The sequence below is a fragment of the Paenalicyclobacillus macrosporangiidus genome, assembly GCF_900116805.1.
Lineage (GTDB): Bacteria > Bacillota > Bacilli > Alicyclobacillales > Alicyclobacillaceae > Alicyclobacillus_H > Alicyclobacillus_H macrosporangiidus.
Genome location: NZ_FPBV01000002.1, coordinates 73,138 through 99,347, shown reverse-complemented (window position 1 = coordinate 99,347; position 26,210 = coordinate 73,138). Strand labels below are relative to the sequence as shown.

At 63.1% G+C, this 26,210-nt stretch carries 23 protein-coding genes and 1 pseudogene; 19 read left to right on the top strand and 5 right to left on the bottom strand.

Features of this window, described 5'->3' with window-relative positions; all coding sequences use genetic code 11:
• Window positions 1-42 precede the first annotated feature (42 nt).
• The 6 genes and pseudogenes from BM357_RS02835 (at window position 43) to BM357_RS02810 (ending at window position 6,614) form a co-directional block, all read left to right on the top strand.
• Window positions 43-1,392: an ABC transporter substrate-binding protein gene (locus BM357_RS02835; protein ID WP_217647657.1), complete on the top strand. Its 1,350-nt coding sequence runs from the start codon at window positions 43-45 to the stop codon at window positions 1,390-1,392.
• A gap of 78 nt (window positions 1,393-1,470) precedes the next feature.
• The gene (locus BM357_RS02830) at window positions 1,471-2,298 is read left to right on the top strand and encodes a protein phosphatase 2C domain-containing protein (protein WP_074949449.1); all 828 of its coding nucleotides are present in this window, start codon (window positions 1,471-1,473) and stop codon (window positions 2,296-2,298) included.
• Between the two features lie 37 nt (window positions 2,299-2,335).
• Complete coding sequence (locus tag BM357_RS02825; protein ID WP_074949447.1) at window positions 2,336-3,490, top strand: exo-beta-N-acetylmuramidase NamZ family protein; 1,155 nt, start codon at window positions 2,336-2,338, stop codon at window positions 3,488-3,490.
• A gap of 62 nt (window positions 3,491-3,552) precedes the next feature.
• A pseudogene (gene murQ / locus BM357_RS02820) lies at window positions 3,553-4,434 on the top strand (N-acetylmuramic acid 6-phosphate etherase); the annotation flags it as partial.
• Between the two features lie 103 nt (window positions 4,435-4,537).
• A complete protein-coding gene (locus tag BM357_RS02815; RefSeq protein ID WP_074949443.1) occupies window positions 4,538-5,620 on the top strand; it encodes a serine hydrolase domain-containing protein in 1,083 nt (360 codons plus the stop codon).
• Window positions 5,621-5,633: 13 nt separating this feature from the next.
• Window positions 5,634-6,614 carry an N-acetylglucosamine kinase gene (locus tag BM357_RS02810; RefSeq protein WP_074949441.1) on the top strand — a complete coding sequence of 327 codons (981 nt, stop codon included), beginning with the start codon at window positions 5,634-5,636 and terminating at the stop codon, window positions 6,612-6,614.
• Window positions 6,615-6,671: 57 nt separating this feature from the next.
• On the opposite strand, the gene BM357_RS02805 is transcribed toward BM357_RS02810, so the two are convergent.
• Complete coding sequence (locus BM357_RS02805; protein WP_074949439.1) at window positions 6,672-8,669, bottom strand: sigma-54-dependent Fis family transcriptional regulator; 1,998 nt, start codon at window positions 8,667-8,669, stop codon at window positions 6,672-6,674.
• Between the two features lie 276 nt (window positions 8,670-8,945).
• Between BM357_RS02805 and BM357_RS02800 the strand changes: the two genes are divergently transcribed.
• The 6 genes from BM357_RS02800 to BM357_RS02775 all read left to right on the top strand — a co-directional run bounded on the left by BM357_RS02800 (window position 8,946) and on the right by BM357_RS02775 (window position 16,231).
• Complete coding sequence (locus BM357_RS02800; protein ID WP_074949437.1) at window positions 8,946-11,084, top strand: hydantoinase/oxoprolinase family protein; 2,139 nt, start codon at window positions 8,946-8,948, stop codon at window positions 11,082-11,084.
• Window positions 11,085-11,114: 30 nt separating this feature from the next.
• Complete coding sequence (locus BM357_RS02795; RefSeq protein ID WP_074949435.1) at window positions 11,115-13,430, top strand: hydantoinase B/oxoprolinase family protein; 2,316 nt, start codon at window positions 11,115-11,117, stop codon at window positions 13,428-13,430.
• Window positions 13,431-13,469: 39 nt separating this feature from the next.
• Window positions 13,470-13,961 (top strand): acetone carboxylase subunit gamma, encoded by a 492-nt coding sequence (locus BM357_RS02790; protein ID WP_074949433.1) that lies wholly within the window; start codon window positions 13,470-13,472, stop codon window positions 13,959-13,961.
• Window positions 13,962-14,294: 333 nt separating this feature from the next.
• Window positions 14,295-15,092: a hypothetical protein gene (locus tag BM357_RS02785; protein WP_074949431.1), complete on the top strand. Its 798-nt coding sequence runs from the start codon at window positions 14,295-14,297 to the stop codon at window positions 15,090-15,092.
• A 3-nt stretch (window positions 15,093-15,095) separates the two neighbouring features.
• On the top strand, window positions 15,096-15,470 hold the full coding sequence (locus BM357_RS02780) for a GntR family transcriptional regulator (RefSeq protein ID WP_074949429.1): 375 nt from the start codon (window positions 15,096-15,098) through the stop codon (window positions 15,468-15,470).
• On the top strand, window positions 15,467-16,231 hold the full coding sequence (locus BM357_RS02775; protein ID WP_245783806.1) for an ABC transporter ATP-binding protein: 765 nt from the start codon (window positions 15,467-15,469) through the stop codon (window positions 16,229-16,231). Before BM357_RS02780 ends, BM357_RS02775 begins: the two co-directional genes overlap by 4 nt.
• A gap of 211 nt (window positions 16,232-16,442) precedes the next feature.
• Here the strand turns inward: BM357_RS02775 and cysK are convergent, their stop codons facing one another.
• Complete coding sequence (gene cysK, locus BM357_RS02770; protein WP_074949427.1) at window positions 16,443-17,399, bottom strand: cysteine synthase A; 957 nt, start codon at window positions 17,397-17,399, stop codon at window positions 16,443-16,445.
• Between the two features lie 167 nt (window positions 17,400-17,566).
• Between cysK and BM357_RS02765 the strand changes: the two genes are divergently transcribed.
• From BM357_RS02765 to BM357_RS02750, 4 genes are all read left to right on the top strand, one after another.
• Window positions 17,567-18,001, top strand: coding sequence for a DUF4395 domain-containing protein (locus BM357_RS02765; protein WP_074949426.1), 435 nt, complete (start codon window positions 17,567-17,569; stop codon window positions 17,999-18,001).
• Between the two features lie 250 nt (window positions 18,002-18,251).
• Entirely contained in the window at window positions 18,252-18,494 is a 243-nt protein-coding gene (locus tag BM357_RS02760) for a FeoA family protein (protein WP_175511422.1), read from the top strand.
• Window positions 18,495-18,520: 26 nt separating this feature from the next.
• Window positions 18,521-20,707 carry a ferrous iron transport protein B gene (feoB, locus tag BM357_RS02755; protein WP_074949425.1) on the top strand — a complete coding sequence of 729 codons (2,187 nt, stop codon included), beginning with the start codon at window positions 18,521-18,523 and terminating at the stop codon, window positions 20,705-20,707.
• Window positions 20,708-20,726: 19 nt separating this feature from the next.
• On the top strand, window positions 20,727-21,023 hold the full coding sequence (locus BM357_RS02750) for a FeoC-like transcriptional regulator (protein WP_074949424.1): 297 nt from the start codon (window positions 20,727-20,729) through the stop codon (window positions 21,021-21,023).
• 59 nt (window positions 21,024-21,082) lie between these two features.
• Here BM357_RS02750 and BM357_RS02745 read toward each other — a convergent pair whose 3' ends face one another.
• Entirely contained in the window at window positions 21,083-21,871 is a 789-nt protein-coding gene (locus BM357_RS02745) for an arginase family protein (protein WP_074949423.1), read from the bottom strand.
• A 176-nt stretch (window positions 21,872-22,047) separates the two neighbouring features.
• Here BM357_RS02745 and BM357_RS02740 point away from each other — a divergent pair, with 176 nt between their 5' ends.
• Window positions 22,048-23,049, top strand: a complete 1,002-nt coding sequence (locus BM357_RS02740; protein WP_074949422.1) for an LLM class flavin-dependent oxidoreductase — start codon at window positions 22,048-22,050, stop codon at window positions 23,047-23,049.
• Between the two features lie 222 nt (window positions 23,050-23,271).
• Window positions 23,272-23,442 carry a hypothetical protein gene (locus tag BM357_RS19675; RefSeq protein WP_175511421.1) on the top strand — a complete coding sequence of 57 codons (171 nt, stop codon included), beginning with the start codon at window positions 23,272-23,274 and terminating at the stop codon, window positions 23,440-23,442.
• Window positions 23,443-23,561: 119 nt separating this feature from the next.
• Here BM357_RS19675 and BM357_RS02735 read toward each other — a convergent pair whose 3' ends face one another.
• Together BM357_RS02735 and BM357_RS02730 are read right to left on the bottom strand one after the other, a co-directional pair.
• Window positions 23,562-23,996, bottom strand: coding sequence for a cupin domain-containing protein (locus tag BM357_RS02735; protein ID WP_083430109.1), 435 nt, complete (start codon window positions 23,994-23,996; stop codon window positions 23,562-23,564).
• Between the two features lie 83 nt (window positions 23,997-24,079).
• Window positions 24,080-25,054 (bottom strand): helix-turn-helix domain-containing protein, encoded by a 975-nt coding sequence (locus BM357_RS02730; protein WP_139234532.1) that lies wholly within the window; start codon window positions 25,052-25,054, stop codon window positions 24,080-24,082.
• Window positions 25,055-25,294: 240 nt separating this feature from the next.
• Between BM357_RS02730 and BM357_RS02725 the strand changes: the two genes are divergently transcribed.
• Window positions 25,295-26,191 carry a cytochrome c oxidase subunit II gene (locus BM357_RS02725; RefSeq protein WP_074949418.1) on the top strand — a complete coding sequence of 299 codons (897 nt, stop codon included), beginning with the start codon at window positions 25,295-25,297 and terminating at the stop codon, window positions 26,189-26,191.
• Window positions 26,192-26,210: the final 19 nt, after the last annotated feature.

The window sequence follows — 26,210 nt, the reverse complement described above, 5'->3', positions numbered from 1 at the left end:
CCGTGATTCCGCATGCAGTCGTCAGAACAGGAGGGGAGTCGAATGTCGAAGCTGAAGAAGTGGATGGCTTCCATCGCGAGCGTCTGTATGAGTGTTTTTGTGCTCGCTGGGTGTGGTGGCAACTCCAATGCCACGGACAACGGTTCGAATTCGAATTCGGGCTCGCAGACGACGGTCACCATCTGGTCGTGGCGTTCCCAGGATGCCCCGCTGTGGCAGCAAGTCCAAGATGCGCTGAATAAGAACGGGGCAAACGTGAAGATCGATTTCCGCGCGATACAGCCGACCAGTTACAACTCGGTTCTGCAAACGGCCATGGACGGCGGCAAGGGGCCTGACCTCATGTATATGCGCGCTGGCCTGGGCGTTCAACAGTATGCCGCGGCCAACATGTTGATGCCATTGGATGGTCTCGTGGACTTTTCACAGGTGAACAAAGGGGCTCTGTCGGAAGCGCAGTATCAGGGGAAGACATATGGCGTCCCGTTCGCCATTCAGACCATGGAGGTGTTCTATAACAAGGACATCTTTGCGAAATACCACCTGTCGGAGCCCAAGACGTGGGACGATTTCATCAAGATCTGTCAGACGCTCAAGTCGAACGGTGTGACGCCAATCGCTGCGATGGGCATTCAGCCGTGGACGTTGGCGCTGGCGTCTGATGAAGTGACGGCCACCCTGCTCGGCAACGACTTTGCACAAAAACTCGTTCAGAAACAGGTGACGCTGGAATCGCCAGAGTACATCGATGCCCTGGCCCACTTCCAGCAGCTCGCCGATTACTTCGAGCCGAACTTCAAAGCCGTCGGTTCTTCCGGTGATGAAGCGGATCAGATGTTTGCGCTCGGCAAGGCGGCGATGGTCCTCGACGGGATTTTCAACGTGCCGAAAATGTTGAAGTTCAATCCCAACCTGAATATCGGGGCCTTCCTCATCCCGCCGGTGGATCCGTCGAAACAGCATGCCCAGATTGAGTGGTACGACGACGGCGCGATTTCGGTGAACAGCAAAATATCGGATCCGAAGGTGCAAAAAGCGGCCCAGGAGATTATCAAGTACACCGCCACAAAGGAATTCGGGCAGGCGTTCTCCAACATCGCGGGCGAGATCTCGCCGATTGCCGGGGTGGAAATCCCCTCCAAGTTCCCGCTGTCCCTTCAGGCCTATCAGTGGTACCAGACGGTTCCCATCAATCCGCCCATCGGGATCCGCAGTCCGCTGGACATTCCACCGCCGACGCCCATCAACCAGACCACCAATGCAGCGAATACGGACATGGGCATCTACAGTGCAAAGCAACAAGTCATCGTTCAGATGCTCACGAAGGAACTCACCCCTGAACAGACGGCCAAGAAGCTGCAGGATCTGGTGTCCTGGTATTTCAAGAAATGAGCGCTTGCAGCACGGGGAGTGGAGGAGGGCGCCACTCCCCAACTTCCAGGACATAGAACGTGGTTGGAGATGAACCCGATGGTACAGGTCCGCCGCGTGGAGGTATACAGCCTCCAGGGGGCCAAGCCGCTCAACGAGGATGCCTTTGCCGTGAACCCGGTGGCGCGCATCTACGGGGTGTTTGATGGCGCGACTTCCGTCACGGACTGGCATGACGCACAGGGCAGAACCGGTGGATATTTGGCTGCCCATCTCTTTCGCAAACACTTCGAGGAACTGACGCAACCGGCAGACCTCAGGTGTGAAATCCTGACCGCGAACGATGCGCTGCGCCAAGCGATGGTCGCCGCTCAGGTGGATGTCGCGGACAAGACGAAGCTGTGGTGCACGTGTGCAGCGGTGGTGTGCGTCCAACCGGGACAGTTGGCGTTCGCGCAGTTGGGGGACTGTATGATCCTCGGCTTGAGAGACGACGGATCGCACCAAGTCTACACGAAGGACACGGTGGAAGGGATATCGGAGCGGGCGCGTCGTCACAGGTTGGAACGCGTCAAGGCAGGAGAGGCGATGGACCTGGAGGCCTACGTCGATCCTGTGCGGGCCGCCCTGTACAACCGCACCCTGGCCAACACGCCGCATGGCTACACGGTCGCCAACGGCACGCCCGAGGTGAAGGAGGGGGTGCAGGTCGGCGTGATCGATCCCGTTGGACTGGAACAACTCGGCATCGTCTCGGATGGCCTGTTTTACCCGGCACGTCGCGGTCCGAGGGCGGACTGGAACTCGACGGCACGATTCATCCGACAGCACGGAATGGCGTCTTACATTGCGCACGTGGTGTCTCAGGAACGCGACCTGGGCATCCGGCCGGACGACAAGACGGCACTCGTCCTGCATTTGATCTGACGTGACACACCGTGTCATGAGAGAGGTGCGCCATCGCATGGTGAGGCTTGGCATTGAACGCTTGGTGACCGAGGAAAGGCATATATTGTCCGGAAAACGGGTGGGGCTCGTCACGCACTACGCCATGGTGGACCGAAACTTCCGGTGCACCGTGGACATTCTCGTCAACGATCCGGCATGGACGGTCGTGAAGTTGTTCGGCCCTGAGCACGGCCTGCTCAACTGCGGCAGAGAGGGCGAGGAGATCTTCACACAGATCGACGAGCATACGGGCTTGGTCGCGTACAGCCTGTACGGGCCCCAGTACAAGCCGACGGCCGACATGTTGGAGGGCATCGATGTGCTGGTCATCGATCTCCCGGACATCGGGTCGCGCTACTACACAAACATCAGCACGATGGTGTACTGCTTGGAGGCTTGTGCGGAGGTGGGCATCCCGTGTGTGGTGCTGGATCGCCCAAATCCCATCGGCGGCATGGTCCGGGAGGGGAACTTGCAGGAGCCCGGCTATCTGTCGTTCGTCGGTTGTTTTCCGTTGCCGAACCGGCACGGCCTCACCATGGGAGAGCTCGCCGTTCTCTACCACTCGACGCTCACGCCATCGTGTCCCTTGACCGTCGTCCGGATGGAAGGATGGCGGCGACGCGACTTGCTCCCGGACACAGGGTTGCCGTTTATTCCGGTTTCCATGAACACGACCCGTCTGGACATGGCCCTGCTGTATCCGGGGACGTGTTTGTTTGAAGGGACCAATCTCAGCGAGGGGCGCGGCACGGCGCATCCGTTCGAATTCATCGGGGCTCCGTTCATCGACGGACATCGGGTCGCCGCGCGTTTCAACGCGCTCCGCCTTCCTGGTGTGGTGGCCCGCCCGGTCTACTTTGTCCCCACCTATCAAAAATACAACGGTGAACTGTGTCAGGGTGTGCAACTCCACGTGGTGGACAGGCAATCGTTGCAGCCGGTGCGCACGGGGATCTTGCTCTTGCAATTGATCGCGGAGATGTACCCGGAATCGTTCGCGTTCCAGGCACGGCACAAAGACGGTCGGCTCGCGTTCGACCTGTTGGCGGGCACCGACCGACTCCGGCGATGGATCCTGACGGGGGAGGCCGACCGGTATTTGGAAGAGGCCGCGTCTGAAGTGGAGGTCTTCCATCAACAGGTGAGGGATGTACTCCTCTATTCGTGAGGTCTGGATAGCGGCGATCCCTCCGACGCGAGTGAAAGGACGTGCTGAAGGCATTGGATTCGATTTGGACCCAGCTCACCACGGAACAGCCAAACGCCGAGTACGATCATCTGGATACATGGTCTGTGAGAGAGATTCTCGTCGCCATGAACGCTGCGGACAAATTGGTGCCTGATCTCGTGGCATCGGCGATCCCTCAGATCACCCGGGCGGTGGAGGTGGTCGTCCAGCGACTGCGGGATGGCGGGCGCCTCTTTTACGCCGGCGCGGGCACGAGCGGCCGGCTGGGCGTGTTGGACGCGGCCGAATGCCCGCCCACCTTCAACACGCCGCCCGATCTGGTGCAGGCGGTGATTGCGGGCGGATCGAAAGCGATGTTTGAAGCGGTTGAGGAGGCCGAAGACCACTGGGATTTTGCAGAGGACGACCTCCGGCGCCGAGGGTTCTCCGCGAAGGATGTGCTGATTGGGATCACCGCCAGCGGACGAACGCCGTACGTGCTGGGGGCCATCTCGTATGCGCGCGGGATTGGAGCGTTCACGATATCCATCAGTTGCAACACGCCCGCGATGGTCAGCCAGTACGCGGACTTGCCCATCGAGGTGCCGACGGGCAACGAGATCGTGATGGGTTCGACGAGGCTCAAGGCCGGTACGGCTCAAAAACTTGTCCTCAACATGATCAGTACGGCCACCATGGTCCGTCTGGGAAAGGTCTATCGCAACCTGATGGTCGATCTCCGAGCCACGAATGAGAAGCTGGTGGAACGTTCCAAGCGCATCATCATGCTGGCCACCGGTGTATCGTATGAGAGGGCGGAGGAGCTGTTGGCGAAATCGGACGGGCAGGTCAAGGTCGCCATTCTGATGGCCGCCGGGCAGGTGGACCGGGCCTCCGCGGAGGCGTTGTTGGAGAGGTCGAGGGGCTTCCTTCGCACCGCCTTGGAGGGGCTTGCGCAACTGGACAGCCCGCGGATGGACAGTGCGCAGATGGACGGTGCGCAGTCGAGTCCGGTGGATCTGGCAGATCACCCGGAGGGCAACGGCCATGAAGTTTGACACCGACAAATTGGATGTCATCCGTCAGACGGTACGGCGCGAGGTGGAGGAAGGACATCTCCCGGGAGCCGCGTTCGCGGTCGGGATCGGACAGGACATGGTGCTTCAGGACGCCATGGGATACGCGGAACATCACCAGGGTGTGGTCCGGCTCGTGGAGCACGGGACGCTGTTTGACCTGGCGTCGTTGACGAAGGTGGTGGCGACGTTGCCGAGCGTTCTCAGCCTGGTGGATGACGGGGTGATTCACCTGTCTCAACCACTGGTTGAGTTTCTTCCGGACTTCGCCGCAGGGGACCCGAGGAAGGAGCGCGTCACCGTCTTCCATCTACTCACCCACACGTCGGGACTTCCCGCTCATCGGCCATACTATCGGATGTGCCAAACCCCGTCTGACGTGGTTTCGGCCGTATTGAACGAACCCCTGGAAGCGGAACCGGGAAGCCGCGTGACGTACAGCGACCTCGGGTTCATCTTGCTGGGAGAATTGGTCCGCGTGGTCACTGGGGAGCGGTTGGACGCCTATGCGAGGCGACGGATATTTTCCCCTATCGGAATGTGCCAAACGACCTATCTTCCGGACGCTTCGTGGCATGACCGAATTGCCGCCACGGAAGCTCAGGATGGCCGTGGTCCCAAAGTGGGGATTGTCCACGACGAGAATGCCGAGGCGATGGGCGGCGTCTCGGGCCACGCCGGCCTGTTCAGCACACTGTCGGATGTCGTGCGATACGTGCAAGCGTGGTTGGATCCGAACGCCGGCGTGCTGTCGCCATCCGTTCGGGTTGTAGCCGTCCGCTGTCAGACCCGGGGCTTGAACGGGGTACGCGGGCTGGGATGGGTTGGTCGCGGAGACGGTTTCGATCATATGGGCGATTTGTGGCCAACCACCGCCGTCGGGCACACCGGGTTCACGGGGACCAGCGTCGCCTTCGATCCGATGTCGCGTTTGTGGTTCGTCCTGCTCACGAATGACGTCCACTATGGCAGAGACCGCAGGGGGATCAGACGCCTGCGTCCCCGGCTTCACAATCTGGTCGCTGCAGCGATTCGAGACGTACCGTGGCGGTGAGGGGGAGGACAACGTGCGGATCTACGCGGGCGTCGACGGTGGCGGGACGAAGACGCAGTTGATGATGGTGGACGCCGATTCCGCTCAGGGTGTCACGTTGAGCGGGCCCCCTGCAAACCCCAACACGGTCGGTTGGCAGCGGGCGGTCGAGACGGTGCTGGAACTCCTCCAAACGGGACTGCGCGAAATGCAGGCGGCTCCGAAGGACCTCGTCGCCATCTGTGCGGGAATGGCCGGCGTCGACCGCCCGAACGACAGGGAACAATGGTCCCTGGCGTTGCGCGACGGCTTTCCCTCCGCGGCGATTGAGGTGGTGAACGACGCCCTTCCGGTCCTCTCCGCGGGTACGGAGGGCCGCTCAGGCGTCGCGTTGATTGCAGGAACCGGGTCCATCGCCGTCGGAGAAGACGAGGACGGCAGAATTGCCCGCGCTGGCGGATTCGGCTACTTGCTCGGTGACGAGGGGAGCGGATTCGCCATCGGGCAGCGCGGCCTGACGGCAGCCATTCAGTCGTGTGAGGGACGGGGACCGTCTACCCAATTGTGGGAGGCGGCCCAAGAGGCCTTCGGCGTCTCGCATCCTGCCGACTTGATTCCACGCGTCTACCGATCGCCACACCCGGTCAGCGTGATTGCCAGCTTTTCCAAGTGGGTTCTTCAGTGTGCGCCCGCCGATGACGTGGCACGGGCCATCATTTACGACGCGATTCGAGACCTGTCCGCGATGGTGGATGCCGTGTTCGCGCAACTTGCGGATCGCATCGCGCCAAACGTGGTGGTGTCAGGCGGGGTGCTCGTCAACAGCCCGCTGATGGTGGACGGGTTGAGACGTGCACAAACCAACAGGAATATCGTCGTCCTTCAGCGAAGCGCGGCGGCCGGTGCGGTCTTCAGAGCGATGAAACACCATCTGGACAGGCAGGCCGGCGGCATGAACTGGACCTCTGCCGTCGCGTGGTGGAGGTCCGCGGTGGATCGTTGCCGACATTGTTGAGCGGCTGGTCGGCGACGAAAGGCCCTGCGGGCGCTGGGCTCGGTGTGGCGGGTTGGGTCAATCGATGAGGGGAAACCGGACGCTGTCGATCCCGTATTGTTTCATCTTCCGGTAGATGGTCGATCGCGAACGGCGGAGCCGGCGCGCCACCTCACTGACGTTGCCATCCAGTTTTTCGAGCCAGTAGGCAATCAGTTTCCTCTCTTCCTCCGCCCACGGGTCCGGATGCTCCACCGGGGCGCCCGCATGGTGTGGCGCCTTGGCCCTTTCATCCATGACCTGCAGGTACGAGGGCAGGTCCTTCCGCGTGATGGTGTCCGTCTGGGAGAAGATGACGGCATGTTCCACGGCGTTTTGCAGTTCCCGGACGTTGCCTGGCCAGTCGTACTGGGTGAACAATCGGAGTGTCTCTTCCGCAAAGGAAGTCACAGGACGCCCGTATTGCCTTGCAAACTTCGCCAAGAAGTGGTTGGCGATGAGGACGATGTCCCCTGCGCGCTCCCGCAAAGGCGGCAAGGCCAATTCCACGACGTTGATCCGATAGAACAGGTCTTGACGGAACGCTCCGCGGACGATTCGTTCGGCGAGGTGTTGGTGGGTGGCGGCAATGATGCGCACGTCGACGGGTTCCGCGTGAGACGCGCCCAACCGGGTGACCTTCTTTTCCTGCAGTACGCGGAGCAGGTAGACCTGGAGATCCAACGGCATGTCGCCAATCTCGTCCAGAAACAGGGTGCCTCCGTGCGCTTCCTCGAACTTTCCTTTCTTCCCTCTTGGATGCGCGCCCGTGAAGGCTCCGGGTTCATATCCGAACAGTTCACTGGCCATCAGTTCGCGGGGCAGTGCGGCGATGTTGACTGCGATGAACGGGTGGTGACGCCGCGGGCTGGCCTCATGCACGGCGCGGGCGAACAGCTCTTTCCCGGTGCCGCTCTCCCCGGTGATGAGAATGGGCACATTGGTGGCCGCCACCACTTTCGCCCGCTGGATGGCGGTTTGAATGGCGGGCGACCTGCCGGTGATCTGCACCCATGGGCCGGTTGCGGCTCCCTCGAACGAACCGCGGGAGACACCCAGCCGCGGGCGGGACCTCGGGTGAAGCAAGACGAGAAAACCAATGCGCTCGTTCCTTCGGACGATTGCGGTGGCCGTCACCTTGTACCCGGTCTGCAGCAACTCGAAGGTGCACTCGGACCCGGCACACGTCAGCAGGGCGTCGCGAATGACGGCGTACACGGATTGATCCGGGAGCGACGGTTGTACCGTGCGCAGCCAGGCCTGGGCTTCCGCGTTTTCGGCGATGACTTGAAAGACGCCATCGAACAGCAACATCGGTTCATGCGGCCAGCGGTTTCGAGCCTTGACGTACTCCTCATGCAGACAGCGCCGGATGTCGTTGGATATCCGGAGATACTCCGCCTGAATCTGCGTCGCAATCATCTTCGCCATGCTGAGCGTGTGCGGTTGGGCGTATTCGTGGGGAGCGGTCAAGTCGACGATGCCGAGCAGCTTACCGGAGTGTTCATCATACACCGGTGAGGCTGAACACACCCAGTCATGCGCGCCCTGAGCAAAGTGTTCATAGGAAAAAATCTGAATCGGCTTCTTCAGGTACACGGATGTTCCGATGGCATTGGTACCGGCGGACTGTTCACTCCAGTCGGCGCCCAGTGTGAAGCGCATGGCCTCCGCTTTTTCGAGGATGTGATGGTTTCCGCGAAGGTAGATGATGCGGCCGTGAGCCTCCGTCAAGGTCAGGATGTGCCTCGTCTCTTCAATCTGGCTGTAGACCTGTTCCAGGATTGGAATGGCGGTGGCAAAAAACTCCGACTCCTTCCGCCACTCGATGACCTCATCCACGCCTTGTGCGTAACGCGCCTGCCGCTGTCCTGGCTGAATCCCGAACGATTGGCTTCGTTTCCACGATTCCAGCACGGACCCTCTCACGCCGGTGACGACCTTGTGATCGCTTACATAAGCCTCCCACGCGTTCTTGAGCACCCGCTTCTTTTCGAAGACCTCCTGGGGGGATAAAATCGCCAGCTCTTCTCCCATATTCCCACATCTCCCGTCGTGGATTCAGGATGCGAGCAGCTTTGGATGCCATTATACGCACGATTTCGGGGAAACATCAATATCGGAATCCATCGAATATTGTATCAGAAATGCGACACCTGTGTATCACAATCGGACACCGTGCGTGGGAGCCGGCCTCGCGGAACCGGCCGTTTCCGCTTTGGCGGCGGCCCTTCGGATTGGCACGCAATTTGCCTCGCCCTGTGTACGAACGCCGTTTGCGTATCCCACAAAGGCAAAGGAGGTTCCTCGCAGATGACGAGCCGCATTCAGGTGCTCGGGATTGATGCTGGCGGGACGATGACGGACACCTTTTTTGTGGACACAGACGGGAACTTCGTCGTCGGCAAGGCACAGAGCACACCCCAGGACGAGTCGGTCGGGCTGGTCAATTCGTCTGTCGATGCGCTGGCGCAGTGGCATCTCACCGTGGAAGACGTCTTTCCGCAACTGGTCACCGCGGTCTACTCCGGCACCGCGATGCTCAATCGCATCGTCCAGAGAAAAGGCATGCGGGTCGGGCTCATCGTGAACCGGGGAATGGAGGATTTCCACCGGATGGGGCGGTCCGTTCAGTCGTACCTCGGATACTCCTATGAAGACCGCCTTCACCTCAATACCCACCGGTACGATCCGCCGCTCGTGCCCCGCGAGCTGACCTTCGGTGTGACCGAACGGGTGGACATGTTCGGCCAAGTGGTCATTCCGTTGCGGGAACAGGAGGCATACGAGGCGGCCCGGCAATTGGTGTCCCACGATGTGGAAGGGATTGTCATCAGTTTTCTGCACGCGTACAAAAACCCGGCACATGAACGGCGGGTCCGGGACATTGTGCTCGAGGTGGTCCGCGCGTCGGGGAAAAACATCCCTGTGTTCGCTTCCTCGGACTACTATCCGGTCCGCAAGGAGTCCCACCGGACCAACACCACCATTCTGGAGGCGTACGCGGCGGAGCCGTCGCGCAAAACGCTGGTCCGGATCAACGAACGGTTCAAGCAGTACGGGGCCCGCTTCGACCTGCGGGTGATGGCCAGCCACGGCGGCACCATCAGCTGGACCGCCAAGGAATTGGCCCGGACGGCCGTATCGGGTCCCATCGGAGGGGTCATCGGGACGCGATACTTGGGTGAACAGCTGGGTTACCGCAACATCGCCGCCACCGACATCGGCGGGACCAGCTTTGATATGGCGCTGGTCGTGCAGGGGCAATTCACCATCCAACACGACCCGGACATGGCCCGGTTGGTCTTGTCGTTGCCGCTCGTGCAGATGGACAGCGTGGGATCCGGTGCCGGGAGTTACGTGCGGATCGATCCTTACACCCGCGCCATCCGCATCGGTCCGGACAGCGCAGGGTACCGCGTCGGCGTGTGCTGGCGGGAAAGCGGTGTCGAGACGGTCACCGTATCGGATTGCCACGTGGTGCTGGGGTACATCAATCCGGACAATTTCTTGGGCGGGCAAATTCGGCTGGACGTCGAACGGGCGCGAGCGGCGATTGAGGAGCAGATCGCGCGTCCGCTGGGGCTCAGCGTGGAGGAGGCGGCGGCTGGCGTGATTGAATTGCTCGACACGCGGCTGCGGGATCACCTGCGCGCCATGATCAGCGGAAAAGGGTATCACCCCTCCGAGTTCGTGTGTTTCTCCTACGGCGGGGCGGGTCCGGTGCACACGTACGGGTACACGGACGGGTTGGGCTTCCAGGAGATCATCGTCCCGGCATGGGCCGCGGGATTTTCCGCCTTCGGCTGCGCCGCCGCGGAGTTCGAGTACCGCTACGACAAGAGCCTGGATATCAATGTGGCTCCGGACGCGGATGCCGCCGAACGGCTTGAGGCGGTGGAAGAACTGCAAAGTGCCTGGATGGAGCTGGCGGAAAAGGTGATAGAGGAGTTTCGGCTGAACGGTTATGCGGCAGATCAGGTGACGCTTCTGCCGGGGTACCGGATGATGTACCGCGGACAGCTCAACGATCTCGAAATTGAATCGCCGCTCGGCCGGTTGGAGACGGCAGAGGATTGGAATGTGCTGACGGACGCGTTTGAGAACACCTACGCGCGTGTGTACGCGAAGGCCGCCCGCAGTCCGGAGCTCGGATTCACCATCACGGGCGCCATCATGCGCGGTCTGGTGGACAGCGTCAAGCCGCGCATCCCGGAGGAAGCGTACGGGGGAATCACGCCGCCACCGCAGGCGCATCGCGGGCAGAGGCCGTTCTATTTTCGCAAGGGTTGGGTGAAAGCGGATGTGTGGGACATGGACACGCTCCGCGCCGGCAATCAGATTCAGGGTCCCGCCATCATCGAGGCGCCCGCGACCACGTTTGTGGTCCCGCCCGGATGGGTCACCACGCTGGATGCCCACCGGCTCTTCCACCTGAAGCGGGTGGAATGAAAAGTTTCGTAATCAAAGGAGGCACGACAAATGGCCAAGGTCGCCAGTGGTGTGGACTTCCGTCCGCTCAAGCTCGGGGGACAGGTGCTGAAGCAGCATCGCGACGCTGTCCTCCATACCTCGCGTGAGACCGGTCACTACGCTGGCCTCATCCGAATGGATCTGAAGGAGAAGGAACCGATTCTGTACAACAAGGTGTTTTCCCGTCTGCGGGCCGGCGTGGTGAATGCCCGTGAGACGGCGAAACGGATTGCCGCGTCTCCGATTGTCGAACAGGAAGGGGAGCTGTGCTTCACGCTGTACAACCCCGTGGGGGACTCCTTGATGACCTCGACCGGCATCATCATCCACGTGGGAACGATGGGGGCCGCCATCAAGTACATGATTGAGAATGGATGGGAGGAGAACCCGGGGATTCGTCCGGGAGACATCTTCACGAACAACGACTGCCTGTTGGGCAATGTGCACCCTTGCGATGTGCACACCATCGTGCCGATCTTCTGGGAGGACCAACTGGTAGGATGGGTCGGGGGCGTCACCCACGTGATCGACACCGGCGCCGTGGGGCCCGGGTCGATGACCATGGGACCGGTGCAACGATTCGGGGACGGGTACCAGGTGACGTGCCGGAAGACCGGGGAAAACGACCGGCCGCTGCGCGACTGGATCCACGAGAGCCAGCGTTCCATTCGAACCACCCGGTATTGGCTGTTGGATGAGCGTACGCGCATCGCGGGATGCCACATGATTCGGGATCTGGTGCTCGATCTCATCGCCGAGGTGGGAATCGACCGGTATATGCGGTTCGCCTATGAAGTCATTGAGGATGGGCGCCGCGGCCTGATCCGGCGCATTCGGTCGTTGACCGTGCCGGGCACATACCGGGGTGTGGCGTTCGTCGACGTCGGCTACGCGCATCCCGACGTGAACGTGCCGCCCTACGCCAAAGTGGACACCATCATGCATGCGCCGCACGAGGTCACCATTCGGCCGGATGGGACGTGGAAGCTGGATTTCGACGGGTCCAGCCGTTGGGGATGGCATTCCTTCAACGCGCAACCGGTCTCGTTCACGAGCGGCATCTGGGTGATGATGACCCAGACGCTCATCCCGACGGAACTCATCAACGACGGCGCATACTACGCGACGCAATTCCGTCTGCCGAAAGGCACCTGGCAGAACCCGGATGACCGCCGCACGGCGCACTCGTACTCGTGGCACTTCCTGGTCTCGGCCTGGAGCGCGCTCTGGCGCAGTCTCAGCACCGCCTACTTCGCCCGCGGTTACCTCGAAGAGGTCAACGCCGGCAATGCCAACACCTCCAACTGGCTGCAAGGCGGCGGATTCAACCAGTATAACGAAATCCACGCGGTCAACAGCTTCGAGGCGGCCTCCGAAGGGACCGGTGCCACCGCGGTCAAGGACGGGCTGGATCACGCGGCGGCCATCTGGAACCCCGAGGGCGACATGGGCGACATGGAGATTTGGGAGTTGGCCGAACCGCTGATCTACCTGAGCCGGAACGTGAAGGCCAACTCCGGGGGTTACGGCAAGTACCGCGGCGGGTGCGGTTACGAGACCCTCCGCATGGTGCACAACGCCAAGGACTGGACCATGTTCTTCATGGGGAACGGATACATGTCCAGCGATTGGGGCCTGATGGGAGGGTACCCCGCGGCCACCGGGTACCGGTTTGAGGCGCATGGGACCGATCTGAAGCAACGGATTGAGCAGGGACTGCCACTGCCGCTCGGCCCCGACGCGGATCCGGATCATCCCGGATACGAACAGAAGATGCAGGCGCAATCCGTCCGGCGCGACAAGCAGACCATGACCACCGAGACTATTTTTGAGAACTACGACCTGTACCTCAATTACCTCCGCGGTGGGCCTGGTTTCGGGGATCCGATAGAGCGCGATCCGGAGAAAATCGAAGCCGACCTCAACGGGAACTACCTGCTTCCCCGCTATGCCGAGAAGGTATACGGGGCGGTCATCTACCAGGATGAGGAGGGCCGCTGGCACGTGGACCGGGAGGCCACGCGCGAGCGACGCCAAGCCATCCGGCAGGAGCGGATTCAAAAAAGCAGACCGACGCGGGAGTGGATGCAGGAAGAGCGCGAGCGCATCTTGCGCAAGGAGGCGTCGGTCCAGGTGCGTCACATGTTTGCGACCAGTTTCCAACTTAGCCCCAAATTCCTCGAGGAATTCAAACGCTTCTGGAATCTGCCGGAGGACTGGAATCTCATCGAGGACGAACTCGAAGCGGCCACGTTTGGCGCGCATCACCGCATGAGCGTGGAACAACTGCCCGACGTCAAGCGGCTCGTCCTGGTGGAAGAGTGAGAGGAAACATGTCCGACGGGCATAAGGAGGTTGACGGAGATGGCACATGACAAAAAGAAAATTGAAGAGCTGATAGACGGGACCATCGACTGGGAGACCCAACACCGCATGCTTTCGGAGCCCAAAGACGAGGAGCGATTCCAGGCCTACCTGGAGATTCTTCAGGAACGGGTGCCTTGGGATGACCGAATCCTGTTGCCGTATCAATACCATCTGTACATCGTCCAGAAAAAGGATACCGGCGAGCGCGTGATCAAATGCGACTGCGGCCATGAATTCTGCGACTACCGGGACAATTGGAAGCTGCATGCCCGGATTTACGTCCGGGATACCGAAGAGGCGCTGTCCGAAATCTACCCGAAACTCATGGCGCCCGATCCCAACTGGCAGGTCTACCGGGAGTATTACTGTCCGGGATGCGGGACCTTGTTGGAGGTCGAAGCGCCCACGCCGTGGTATCCGGTCATTCACAACTGGGAGCCCGACATTGAAACCTTTTACAAGGAGTGGTTGAAGGTCCCCCTTCCGTGATGTCACTCGGCCGGCCGGGTCCCCTCGGCCGGCCGCCCCGTGGGGGCCGTCCTGCCGGGCCGTGGCAGGGTATCCTCCGGGCCCAAGGCGCCACCCGCGAAGTGCCCACCGAATCATCCTCCAGCAGTGTCTCACAAAAACGCCATCGGATACCGTTTCCGGCTACCGTCCCCGGCACAGCCGGGTGCAGGCCGTCAGCCATTCCGCACCTGCCCGGCGGGGCGGGGGCGGGGATTGACACCGCGTGATCGAATGTACTATATTACTAGTACACTAATTCGCCGGTTCGCTGGCGGTGCGCGCATCCGCCTGAACCGGAAGAGGAGGATGTCCATGTCTTCTTGGCTCGCGATCGTGCGCAAGGATCTGCGCTTGACCCGGGCCCATGATCTGGTGTCGCTGATCGGCATTGTCATCGTCGAAAGCCTGCTTTTGTACGTCGCCTACCGCACGCACACCGGGGCGGCGACGGTGCTCAGTGTCTTCCTGCTGGGATTGCACGCTTTCGCGCTGCCGGTGTACGTGTACATGAGTCTGGGCCGCGAGTGGCGCAAGACCTCGCCGTTGTGGCTGCACCTGCCGCAGCCGGGGTGGATGCTGTTGGGATCGAAATTTGTGTGTGGCCTGGTGCAGATGCTGGTGTCGTTTGTTGTGACCGGCCTGTTCACGTTGTGGCTGCTGGCCGTCGACAACCCGAACCTCACGGTGTTGAGCCGTCTGGGCGATCCGCAGGTGCTTCGGTTTGACCTCCAGGTGGCCGGGTGGTTCACGGCGGCGGTGTTTGGGTTCGCCCTGTACATGGCGGTGTGGGGAGGGCTCATCTCGGTGGTGATGCGGTCGGTGAGAAACGCGTTGGGACGGTGGCGCTGGCTGATTGGGCTCGCCCTGGTGCTGCTCGCCACCTGGGGAATGGACGGTCTGCAGCAAAGCGCCATCTACGACACCCTGTTCCACTGGGGGGCATGGCACATCACATTCACCTTGCCGGCACACCTGTTCGGACGTCCCGGCGGGCCGGCGACCGTGTCGCCGTTCACCCTGTATGCGGGTGACCTCCTGTTCAATCTGCTGCTGATCGTGGCGCTGTTTTCGGTGAGTGCCTGGCTCCTCGACCGGCGCGCCGAGGTGTGAGCCATGGGCGATGACTTTCACCCGGCACAGCCCATCTATCTGCAACTGGTGGATCGCATCTGCCGCGAGATCGTCCGGGGAGACCGGAAACCGGGCGACAGGCTGCCGTCCGTGCGGGACATGGCGGTCCAGGCGGGGGTGAATCCCAACACGGTGCAGCGCGTGTACACGGAGCTGGAGCGCATGCAGGTGGTCCTCACCCGCCGTGGCCAGGGCACCTTTGTCACGGAGGACGCCGAACGGCTGCGCGCGCTGCGGGAAGACCTGATGCATGAGCGAATTGAGGCGTTTGTCCGGGACATGGCGGAGATGGGCTTCACAGGCGATGAAATTGTCCGAGGCGTTCAGGCGTTCGTGGAAGGAGGCACGCGGGAATGACGGTGATTGAGGTCGGTTCTCCCAAGGAGGAGCGCGTCGTGACGGAAACCCCCATCGTGCGGTTTGAACAGGTGTCCAAGCGGTACCGTCTGCGGTATGCGGTCCGCGATCTGACGTTCTCGCTGCCCTCGGGCCGCATCATCGGGATGATTGGCGCCAACGGCAGCGGCAAATCGACGACGCTGAAATTGATGGCGGGCCTCGCGAACCCCACCAGCGGACGGGTGTGGGTCTACGGGCAGGAGGTCACCCGGCGGATCAGCCGCGTGGTCTCGTACCTGTCGGATCAGGATGCGCTCTATCCGTTCTACACGGCGGATGAACTCATCTCGTTTTACGCGGCCGTGTTTCCCGATTTCGACGTGGCGAAAGCCCGGGAGATGCTCGATTTTATGCAACTGCTGCCCCGACAGCGGGCGGGCGAGCTGTCGAAGGGGAACCTCGGCCGGTTGAAGATGGTGCTCGCGCTCTCGCGGAACGCGCCGCTGATTCTCATGGATGAACCGCTGTCCGGGCTCGATCCGCTGGTGCGCCAATCCATCCTCAAGGGCCTGGTATCCTTTGTCGATCTCGGTCGTCAGACGATTGTCATGTCCACCCACGAGGTGGCCGAAATTGAGCCGCTGCTGGACACGGCGATGCTGATGGCGGATGGCCGGGTCGTGGACGTGCGGGACATCGACGATCTGCGCAGCCAGGACGGACTGACCCTCGTCGATTGGATGGCGTCCAAGCTCGCCGCCCCCCAGAACCGGCGCTGAACGCCTCGGCGCCGCAGCGCACGGGCCGCGGTGTGGCGGCGCGCACGTTGGCGGTGGAACGGCAGCCGGACGGCATGACCGTGGGAAGGCACGGCAGCCGGACGGCATGGCGGCGCGCACGGCATGGCCGTGGGCGTGCACACAGCCGGACGGCGTGATGAAGAGCACGGGCCGCCAGGGGTCTGGCGGCCCGGGGATCAGGCAAAAGAGATCACTCTTCGCCGAACAGCGGCGTCGACAGGTACCGCTCACCCGTGTCGGGCAGGATGGCGACGATCACCTTGCCGCGGTTCTCCGGCCGGCTCGCCACCACGGAGGCGGCGTGCACCGCCGCGCCGGACGAGATGCCGACGAGGATGCCTTCCGTCCGGGCCAGGGTGCGGGCGGCCGCAAACGCGTCCTCATGGGCGACTTGGACGACCTCGTCATAGATCTGGGTGTTGAGCACGTCCGGCACGAAACCGGCGCCAATGCCCTGGATTTTGTGCGGTCCCGGGTTGCCCCCCGACAGCACGGGCGAATCCACGGGCTCGACGGCCACCGCCCGGAACGAGGGCTTGCGCGCCTTGAGGACTTCGGCGACCCCGGTGATGGTTCCGCCGGTCCCCACGCCGCTGATGACAATGTCCACCTGACCGTCCGTGTCTGCCCAGATCTCCTCGGCGGTGGTCCTGCGGTGGATCTCCGGATTGGCCGGGTTTTTGAACTGCTGCGGCATGAACGCGTTGGGAATCGTCTTCAACAGTTCCTCCGCCTTGGCGATAGCCCCTTTCATCCCCAGGGCGCCCTCGGTCAACACCAGTTCGGCCCCGAGCGCCTTCAACAATTTCCGGCGCTCGATGCTCATGGTCTCCGGCATGCAGAGGATGCACCGGTACCCCTTGGCGGCGCATACGAACGCGAGCGCAATGCCCGTGTTCCCGCTGGTGGGCTCGACAATCACCGTATCCTTTCCAATCAGCCCCTGTTGTTCAGCGGCCTCAATCATCGCGAATCCAATGCGGTCCTTCACGCTGCCGAGCGGGTTGAAGTACTCGAGCTTGGCGAGGACCTCCGCCCCAGTGGCGTCGCTGATGCGGTTGAGGCGGATCAGTGGCGTGCGTCCGATGAGTTCCGTGATGTTCCGCGCGATCTTCGGGCGAGCGGACGTGCCAAATGTGATGGACATCAAACCTCTTCCTTTCGTCTGCCGGCGTGGAGAACGCATTTCCCGCCCCTAGGATACCCCAGGGCCGGGATCATCCACATCGCCGGAACGGATGATTTGGGTATAGTCCCATTGTACCAATCGGTTTATAATTTTTATAGACCCCATCGGGAAGGTGATGATTTTCGATGAGCAAGCCGGATTCGATCCCGCGGCCCTTGGTCCGGGCGAATCAGTGGGTGATTGTCCTTGCGGTATTGGCGGCATGGGCCACCGGCTGGGTGTGGTGGCTCGCCGTACCCCTCGTGGCCGGGTTGCTGGGCCGGCTGTTCGGATGGAACCCGGTCATGCGCGCGGCGGCCCTTTTCCTGAAAAAGGAGCCGTCGGCGTACGTCCCGGAGGACCGCCGGCAGCAGGAGTTCAGTCAGACCATCGCGATTGTCTGCCTGGCCGTGGCCCTCATCGCCCACGTGCTGCACTGGACGGCGGTGTTCTGGGTGTTCAGCGCGTTGGTCGCCGTCGCGGCCTTCGTCGCCATCCTCGGCTTCTGCGTCGGCTGCTTCATCCACTATCAATGGACGCAGTACCGGTACCGGCGGCAGCAGCGCGCGAGCCACGTCTGAGTCCATCCTCGTCCTCCACATGAATGGGCGGTGCGCAGTTCATGCACCGCCCGTTTCTCTATCCAACCCCATGAGGCTCCCCCATGACATCTCCCGGTGATTCGGTCGAGCAAACGGACACAGTTGCGACGAAAAAACATGACCACGTGTATCATCTTTTGCGCTATGATTCTAGGTGCAACATCACGAAATTCGTGAGCGCCGACGGGAACGGGACCTAGAGGCGGCGGTGAGAGGAAGTGGCCAGCACGTGCGGACGCTGAAGCTGACGAACCTGGAGGCGGGCGTGGAGGCCCAGGTCAAGGGATTGACGGGCCATCCGTTGTTTCGCAACCGCCTCATCTCCCTAGGCATCACGCCGCACAGCCAGATTGTGCTGGTGCGGCGGATGCCGATGGGAGGGCCGCTGGAAGTCGAGGTCCGCGGGACGCGTTTGGCCATCCGCCGCAAGGATGCCGACCAGATCTGGGTCTCCGTCGGCGATTCCATGTGAGTCCGTGCACATCGGAGGCCGCTGTCGTGAGAATCGCACTGGTGGGAAACCCGAATGTCGGCAAGACCACGCTGTTCAACGCCCTGACGGGCGCGCATCAAGAAGTCGCCAACTGGCCTGGGACCACGGTCGAATATGTCATCGGCAAGATCCGCACGAGCGAGGCCGGGGAAGACCTGGAATTGGTCGATCTTCCGGGGACCTATGCCCTGACCGCGTACGCGCGGGACGAGCGCGTGACGCGGAATTTTCTTTTGTATGAACCGTACGACGCCGTGATTGTCGTCGTCAACGCCTCCAGCCTGGAGCGAAACCTGTTCTTGGCCTTGGAAGTTCTAGAACTCACGCCCCACGTGGTGGTGGCGCTGAACATGGTGGACGTGGCCCGGGAGCAGGGGATCACGGTCTACGCCGACGAGCTCTCCCGCCGGCTCGGCGTGCCGGTGGTGCCGACGGTGGCGTCCCACGGCACCGGACTGGCGGAGTTGGTGGCGTGGGTGCGGCGGATCGGTCGCCGCCGTGTGGTCCCGCTGCACACCTGGGTGGTGCCGTACCCGGCGGAGTTGCGCGAAGTGCTGGAGCCCCTGGCGGCGGCGTTGGCCGAGGCGGCGTTGGCCGAGGCGGCGCGGAACGCGGGTACGCTCAACGCCGCCGCAGGGGCCGCCAGCTCCGGCGGCGGTCCGGCGGACCGGGGTGCGCCCGGCGGACGCACGCCCGCGGGCGCTGGACGGTTTCGGCCGGAATGGGTCGCGCTGCGGCTCCTCCAAGGCGACGAGGAGATCACGCGGGAGGTGCGCGTGGTGCCGCAGGGGCAGCGGGCTGCGCGATTGGCCTTGTCCTGTTGTGCGCAATCCGCCGGGATCGACGTGGAATTGGGGGATGAGGCCGTTGCGCTGGACCCGGCGCTCCTGGCGAAGGTGCGGGCCCAGTACGAGGCGTTTGAGCTCCAGATTGCGGACGCCAAGTACAACCACATCTCCCGGCTGGTGGACGAGTGTGTGCAGCGGCAACCCCTCGCCAAGCAGACCATCACCGAACGGTTGGACGCTGTGCTGTTGCACCCCTTCTGGGGGTACCCGGCGATGGCGGCGGTCTTTTTCGCGGCGTTCTGGCTGTCGTTCGTGGTGAGCGCCCCGCTGTCGGACTGGGTCAGCAACGGCATCACGTGGCTGGGCCAGTGGGCGGCCCGGGGCATGGCCGCCCTCGGGGCGCCGGCGTTCCTGCAGAGCCTCGTCGTCGACGGCGTGTTTGCCGGCGTCGGGGCGGTGTTGTCCTTCGTTCCGTACATGACCATCTTTTTTGCCATTTACCAACTGCTACAGGACAGCGGGTACATGGCGCGGGCGTCGGTGCTGGTGGACCGCTGGATGCAGAGCATCGGGTTGCATGGGAAGGGATTTTTCGCGCTGGTCTCGGCGTACGGGTGCAACGTCCCCGCCATGGCCGCGACGCGGGTGATGGAGAACCACCGGGATCGACTGTTGGCGTGTCTGGTCATCCCGTTCATCCCCTGCAACGCGCGGCTCGGCGTGATGGCGGTGATGACGGCCGCCTTTTTCCCAGGCACTCGCGGCGCCTTTGTCATGATGGCGCTGTTGCTCATCTCGGCCGGTGTGGTCGCGGGGGCGTCGGTGCTGTACCGCAAGACGGTGCTGCCCACGGATCCGGCGCCGCTGCTCATTGAGCTGCCGGATTACCACGTCCCGTCGCTGCGGAATCTCGCCATTCCCACCTGGCACCGGGTGTGGATGTTCGTCAGCCGCATCTGGAAGTTCCTCCTCTGGGCGACGCTGGCCACCTGGGCGCTGACCTATTTTCCGGTGGGCGCACCGGTGGACCAGTCGTACGCCGCTCGCCTCGGGCACCTTTTGGCTCCCGTCGGGCAGCTGTACGGGTTCGACTGGCGGTTGATGATTGCCATCGTCTTCGGCTTTGTCGCCAAGGAGACGACGCTTTCCACCCTCGGCGTCCTGTACGGCGCGGGTGCCGACGGGGCTTCGCTGCCCCATCTGCTGGCGCAGTCGATGACGCCCCTGGTCGCGTTCACCTACCTGGTGGTGTACATGCTGTACATCCCGTGCCTTTCGACGGTCATCCAGATGCACCGGGAGAGCGGCAGTTGGAAGTGGACGGCGGCCGGCATGGCGGTCAACGTCGGGGTGGCGTTCAGCCTGGGGCTGGTGCTGGAGCGGCTGTTGTGGCTCTTCGGATGAGCGAAGGGAGGCATCCGGGATGCTGAGCCGGATTGAGGCGGCGTTTGCGGCGCGCAAGGTGTGGACGATGGATGAGTTGGCGGCGCACGTGGGCGTCTCGGTGGAGATGGTGCGCGCGGGGGTTGAACAGCTCAAGCGCATGGGCCGGCTCACGGAAAGTGCGGCCGGGCGGATGGGGCATTGCGTCAACCCTACCCATGCCTGCAACCGTTGCGCCTTCGAGGGATTGTGCCTGGAGCAGACGGGCCGCCAGGCCGTCTTTCATGGGATGGAGCGGCCAGCGCAGCGGCACAAACCGACTGGCCCCGGCCGGTGACCGGCAGAGATGAAGCGCCGCCCGCACGGAAGCGGGCGGCGTTTTGGTCTGCGGTTGCCTCAGCCACAGCGCAACGCGTGCACGATGGCCCGGTTGGCCGCCTGGTTCTTGCGGATTTGGCGCATGGCGTCCGCGGAGAGGAGCGCGAGCGGATGGGCCGGCCACTCGCCACAGATGTCGATCCCGATGACCCGGTGGCGGCGCCGCAGCCAGACGAGCCAGTACAACAGCCGCGAGAGGTTCAGGCTGCCCGCGTCCCAGTCGGTCGCCGCGTCGGCCGGCCGCAGGACGTCTTTGTCCACGCTGATGTAGAGGGGCCACGGACCCGCGGCTCGGTCGATGCGTTCGGCGATCGACCGCGGCGTCCCCTGCCGGACACTGGCCTCGTCCAACACACGGACGCGCGGCGCGCCCGGATGGGGTCCGGCCCCCTCCGAACCGTGACGGGGCGCGTCCGCCCGGCAGCCCACGATGACGGTCCGCCGGAGCTGCGGCAAACGGTCGAGCGCGACGGTCACCCAGGAGCCGCAGCTGAGTGGCGGGTTGGGCGTCGGTGCCAGATCGCTGTGGTGATCAAACAGGATCAGGGTGAAGGGCTCGCGGATCTCGGACAGGAGCAGATACGAGACGTAGTGGTAGTTGCCGCTGCCGATGAAGGTGACGCCGCGCGAACGCCGGCGCGCCAGGCGGCTTTGGATGGTCCGGGCGGCGAACGGATCGCACAGGCCTTTCGTGCCGGCGATGTCCGTGCAATCCACCCATTCCGACGGAATCGGCAATTGGAGATCCTGCACCCGCAAGGTGCCGTCGAAGTCGAGGAAAGTCACGCCCAGATCACCTGTGTACATCCGCATTCACCTCGCGTGAAGCATCTGCAACCGGGACCGGCGGGAGTACCCCGTCGAGGAAACCTTTGGGTTGTCGGCGTATGAAGGATGCGCCTGTCCTCATGATACCAGATGTCGGAGCGCAGGAGCGGTACAATAAACAAAGTGAACATTCACGTCGAAAGGTGGAATGCCGAATGCGGTTGAGCGTGCTCGATCAATCTCCGATGTCCCTCGGCGGCACCGCGCACCAGGCGCTGGAGGAGACGGCGCGGTTGGCGCAATGGGTGGAGCGGCTCGGGTACACCCGGTTCTGGGTGTCGGAGCACCACGATACCCGGTCGCTGGCCGGATCGTCCCCGGAGGTGCTCCTGGCGCACCTGGGCGCGCGCACCGAGCGCATCCGCATCGGATCGGGCGGGGTGATGCTGCCGCACTACAGCGCGTACAAGGTCGCGGAGAACTTCCGCCTGCTGGAGGCGCTGTATCCCCGGCGGATCGATCTCGGTCTCGGCCGCGCCCCGGGCGGCATGCCGCGATCCACCATGGCCCTGCGGGAGGGGCGGCCGCGGGAACCGGACTACCTGCAGCAGGTGCAGGACGTCATGTATTACCTGACGGACACGCTGCCGGAGGATCACCGCTTCCGCGGCCTGACCGCGACGCCGGTGACAGACACGGTCCCCGAGGTGTGGCTGCTGGGATCCAGTGATTGGAGCGCGCACGCGGCGGCCCACCTGGGCACGGCGTTCATGTTCGCCCAATTCATCAACGGCGATGGCGGGGTGGAGGCGGTGCACGCCTACCGGGAGCGCTTCCGGCCGTCTTCGCTGTGGCCGGAACCGGTGGCGGGGGTGGCGGTGTTCTGCGTGTGCGCTGACGCGGACGCGGAGGCGGAGCGGATTGCGTCGAGCCTCGATCTGTCGTTGTTGATGCTGGCCAACGGCCAGCCGACGGCGGGGACGCCGACCATCGAGATGGCGCTGAACTATCCATACAGCAAGTACGAGCGGGCGGTGGTTCTGGAGAACCGCAAGCGGATGGTGGTGGGCGGCCCCGAGAGCGTCAAGCAGCAGTTGGAAGCCCTGGCGAAGGCGTATGGGGTCGACGAAGTGATGCTGACCACGCGGACGGAGCGGTTCGAGGACCGGCTGCGCAGCTTCGAGTTGGTCGCACAGGTGTTCGGGTTGACGGGGTGAGCCGGCGGAGGCCGGGCCGGGTCCATCCCCGGGCAGGGGAAGGGCGACACGGCCACGCCCAGGCGGACCGCCGCCCGCACCGCCCATTTGTGAACGTCGCGTGAATTATCGGTGAAAATCGACTGAATTCGACAAATCTCCCTTGATTGAAGGTGCGTCCGGTGGTTATACTGTACAAGTAGACGAAATTGTCGAACACAATCAGAAAGGACGACACCGGAGATGAAGCAACTGTATGTGGTCTGGTACTCGAATGGCGACGGGTGGCGCCCGAGCCGCCCGATGACGAAGGAGTTCGCGGAGTCCCATGCGATGTCCTTGGAATCGCAGGGCTACACGACGATGATCCGCCCGCAGTTCCGGGCGACCATGGACGACATCCTCGAAGGGTAATTCGCGGGCGGGCCTCTCCGGGAGGCCCGCCCTGCTCCATGTACGCCCGCATGTGGACCCGCACGTACGGTGGCGGGAGAGGCCGGGGGCCAGGCGCCCCCTTCTGCTCGATCCTGCCTTCAGTCCCGCCCTTCGGCCGACGCTTCCGCCTGCGCCTCGGCCTGCGCCAGGAGAACCCGGAAGCCTTCCCTGGGCGGTGCGAACACATCCACCACCGTGCAGGGTTCCGGCCCGGCCGTCACCTGATGGGGGACGTTGCCCGGGATGGCCACCACGCCGCCCGGCCCGACTTCCTCCCGGCGATGCCCCACTTCAAACACCAATCGCCCTTGCAACACGATGGACAACTGTTCCTCCGGGTGCTGATGCATCGGCACCACCGATCCCGGCGTCAACGTGGCGTAGCTCAGGGTCATGTTTTGGGTGAACAGCGGATGCAGCTTGACCCCTTCAGCCGCTGTGAAGCCTTGGAGCTGTTCCAATTGCGTGAAAACAGGGTCGTAGTCCGCCCGGCCGTCCCATGCGACGGAGGTCGCAAAATACGACTCGCTCATGCCATCCCCTCCAGGATTCCTCGATCCGCCGGCCCGCTTGCGTCCCGTACCGAATCCCACCGGCGCTGACCCGTCACTTGCCTTCAGTCTACGCCTCCGCCGGTCAATCGGCAAATGGGGGGCTGTCCCATGTTGGGGAACCCCGTCACGGGGTTTCGGTTGTAGGCGGACAACACGGCATCCAGGCGCCGCTGCAGCCCGGCCACGGTCACCTCGTCCCCGCCCGGCACCCTGCTCAGCCACTTCGGCAGGACCGCCTGGAGCAAACGGATCGCAAAGCCCGACTGTGTCTCTTCGTCGAGGAGATGCACGTGTTGCAGCGTGAACCCGTGCTCGGCGAGAAACGGGGCCACCCCGGCCCGCCACAGCAACTCCCGGCCGACCGACGCCTCGCCGGCCTGCACCAACCCGAAGGCGTACCCGGAAAACGTGTCGATGGCGAAGTGGACATGGACGGGCACGCGCATGGGAACGCGCGCCATCGAACGGGCGGCCGCCCCCACCGGGCCGGCGGAAAAGACGAGGACGCGCTCTCCTGGACGCGATCCGCACAGTTGCCGTTCGCGAAAACAGGGGTCGTGCGCTTCCAATGCCCGCACCTGTTCCTCATTCGGCGTCACGGCCCCGCAGACGACCTGCCATTCCAATCGTTCCAAGCGCTGCCATGCGTGGTTCAGGCGCTCCTGGGTGAATACCTGCAGAACCTTTCGGACGCTGACCAGGACACCCCGGTCTCGCAGGGCGTTCGCAATGCGTTGGGCACCCCACCGGGGATGCCGCAGGCTTTCGTCGAGAATCGCCTGTTTCAGTTCCGGTGGGACAACGGGGGATCTGACGGGACCGCCGGCGGACGGACGGCGCACCGGGAGCGTCGCCGTGCGGCGCTGCCTCTGGCCCCCGGGCGGGCGCGGAGGGCGGCAGAAGATCACGGGGGAGGGGCGATCGAGATCGACCGCTGTCAGGTGGTCGCAGAACAGGCAGATATCCACCGCGATGTTGCCGCGGTTTGGGCAGTTGACACGCCCTAGAACGACGGACAGCCGGGTCATCCGGGCCATCCATTCCACCCCTTTCGGGGACAATTCTAGATTTGGCCTCGATGCGCCCGCAAGACCCCTCTGGAACGGTCCAAACGGACTATGGCGGGGCCAACCAGACTACCGCCAAAAATAAGAAGTTCGAGCCTTTTCCAGTCTCCGTCATTTCGGCATGATGGCCTCGAAGCCGGATGCACCTCACACAGTCCGTCGCTGCTGCAAGTCCAGACGAAACAACACGTGAAAGGAGTGGGTTATGGGATGCGTCCTTCGTGGTGGAAGCTCGCCTTCACCCTGGCGGCCGGTGCGGGAATCTCCCTGCTGACGTCCGGGTGCGGCGAGGAGATCCGGGTGTTTCAGCCGGCGGGACCCGTTGCCCGAAGTGAGCTGGAACTCATCTGGCTCCAGATGGGTCTCACCGCCGTCGTCATCCTCCCGGTGATCCTGCTGTTGGCCTGGATTGTGATTCGGTACCGGAACAAGCCGGGCAACCCGGCGCCGTACCAGCCGGAGTTCGCGGAGAGCCGGACGTTGGAGATCATCTGGTGGGCGATTCCCATCGTGATCGTCGGCATCCTGGGCACGGTCACTTGGCACAAGACATACGCCTTGGCTCAGTCGCCCAGTCCGAGTAAGGAACCGCTCAAGATTGAAGTGATGTCCCTGAACTGGAAATGGTTGTTCTTCTATCCGGATCAAAAGATCGCGACGGTCAACTACGCCGAGATCCCCACGGATCGCCCGGTGGAGTTTTTGCTGACGGCCAACGCGCCGATGAACGCGTTCTGGGTGCCCAATCTCGGCGGCATGCAGTACACCATGCCGGGGATGGTGACGGCCCTGTGGCTGCAGGCTGACAAAGCGGGCGAGTATTACGGCCACGGCGGCAATTTCACCGGGCCAGGATTCGCGCAGATGCAGTTCCGCGTGGTCGCGAAGCCGCAGAGCGACTTTGACGCGTGGGTGCGGCAGGTGGTCAACTCCGCGCCGGACATGACCCAGGCGGACTACGACAAACTCACGCAACCGGGCCACTTGGGTGAGCTGTCCTTCTCGTCGTATCCGGAGGGGATCTTCGAAAAGACCGTGATGGACGAGGGCGGCATGTACATGGAGCACGACCGGGCCATGCTCGGGAACATGATGCCGCACTCGTGATGGTGTTCCGGAACGTCCT

What these genes read in the sequence shown, in the direction of transcription:
- BM357_RS02835 (WP_217647657.1), top strand. Translation starts at nt 43, where the DNA reads ATGTCGAAGCTGAAGAAGTGGATGGCTTCCATCGCGAGCGTCTGTATG.
- BM357_RS02830 (WP_074949449.1), top strand. Translation starts at nt 1,471, where the DNA reads ATGGTACAGGTCCGCCGCGTGGAGGTATACAGCCTCCAGGGGGCCAAG.
- BM357_RS02825 (WP_074949447.1), top strand. Translation starts at nt 2,336, where the DNA reads ATGGTGAGGCTTGGCATTGAACGCTTGGTGACCGAGGAAAGGCATATA.
- BM357_RS02815 (WP_074949443.1), top strand. Translation starts at nt 4,538, where the DNA reads ATGAAGTTTGACACCGACAAATTGGATGTCATCCGTCAGACGGTACGG.
- BM357_RS02805 (WP_074949439.1), bottom strand. Translation starts at nt 8,669, where the DNA reads ATGGGAGAAGAGCTGGCGATTTTATCCCCCCAGGAGGTCTTCGAAAAG.
- BM357_RS02800 (WP_074949437.1), top strand. Translation starts at nt 8,946, where the DNA reads ATGACGAGCCGCATTCAGGTGCTCGGGATTGATGCTGGCGGGACGATG.
- BM357_RS02795 (WP_074949435.1), top strand. Translation starts at nt 11,115, where the DNA reads ATGGCCAAGGTCGCCAGTGGTGTGGACTTCCGTCCGCTCAAGCTCGGG.
- BM357_RS02790 (WP_074949433.1), top strand. Translation starts at nt 13,470, where the DNA reads ATGGCACATGACAAAAAGAAAATTGAAGAGCTGATAGACGGGACCATC.
- BM357_RS02785 (WP_074949431.1), top strand. Translation starts at nt 14,295, where the DNA reads ATGTCTTCTTGGCTCGCGATCGTGCGCAAGGATCTGCGCTTGACCCGG.
- BM357_RS02780 (WP_074949429.1), top strand. Translation starts at nt 15,096, where the DNA reads ATGGGCGATGACTTTCACCCGGCACAGCCCATCTATCTGCAACTGGTG.
- BM357_RS02775 (WP_245783806.1), top strand. Translation starts at nt 15,467, where the DNA reads ATGACGGTGATTGAGGTCGGTTCTCCCAAGGAGGAGCGCGTCGTGACG.
- cysK (WP_074949427.1), bottom strand. Translation starts at nt 17,399, where the DNA reads ATGTCCATCACATTTGGCACGTCCGCTCGCCCGAAGATCGCGCGGAAC.
- BM357_RS02765 (WP_074949426.1), top strand. Translation starts at nt 17,567, where the DNA reads ATGAGCAAGCCGGATTCGATCCCGCGGCCCTTGGTCCGGGCGAATCAG.
- BM357_RS02750 (WP_074949424.1), top strand. Translation starts at nt 20,727, where the DNA reads ATGCTGAGCCGGATTGAGGCGGCGTTTGCGGCGCGCAAGGTGTGGACG.
- BM357_RS02745 (WP_074949423.1), bottom strand. Translation starts at nt 21,871, where the DNA reads ATGTACACAGGTGATCTGGGCGTGACTTTCCTCGACTTCGACGGCACC.
- BM357_RS02740 (WP_074949422.1), top strand. Translation starts at nt 22,048, where the DNA reads ATGCGGTTGAGCGTGCTCGATCAATCTCCGATGTCCCTCGGCGGCACC.
- BM357_RS19675 (WP_175511421.1), top strand. Translation starts at nt 23,272, where the DNA reads ATGAAGCAACTGTATGTGGTCTGGTACTCGAATGGCGACGGGTGGCGC.
- BM357_RS02735 (WP_083430109.1), bottom strand. Translation starts at nt 23,996, where the DNA reads ATGAGCGAGTCGTATTTTGCGACCTCCGTCGCATGGGACGGCCGGGCG.
- BM357_RS02730 (WP_139234532.1), bottom strand. Translation starts at nt 25,054, where the DNA reads ATGGCCCGGATGACCCGGCTGTCCGTCGTTCTAGGGCGTGTCAACTGC.
- BM357_RS02725 (WP_074949418.1), top strand. Translation starts at nt 25,295, where the DNA reads ATGCGTCCTTCGTGGTGGAAGCTCGCCTTCACCCTGGCGGCCGGTGCG.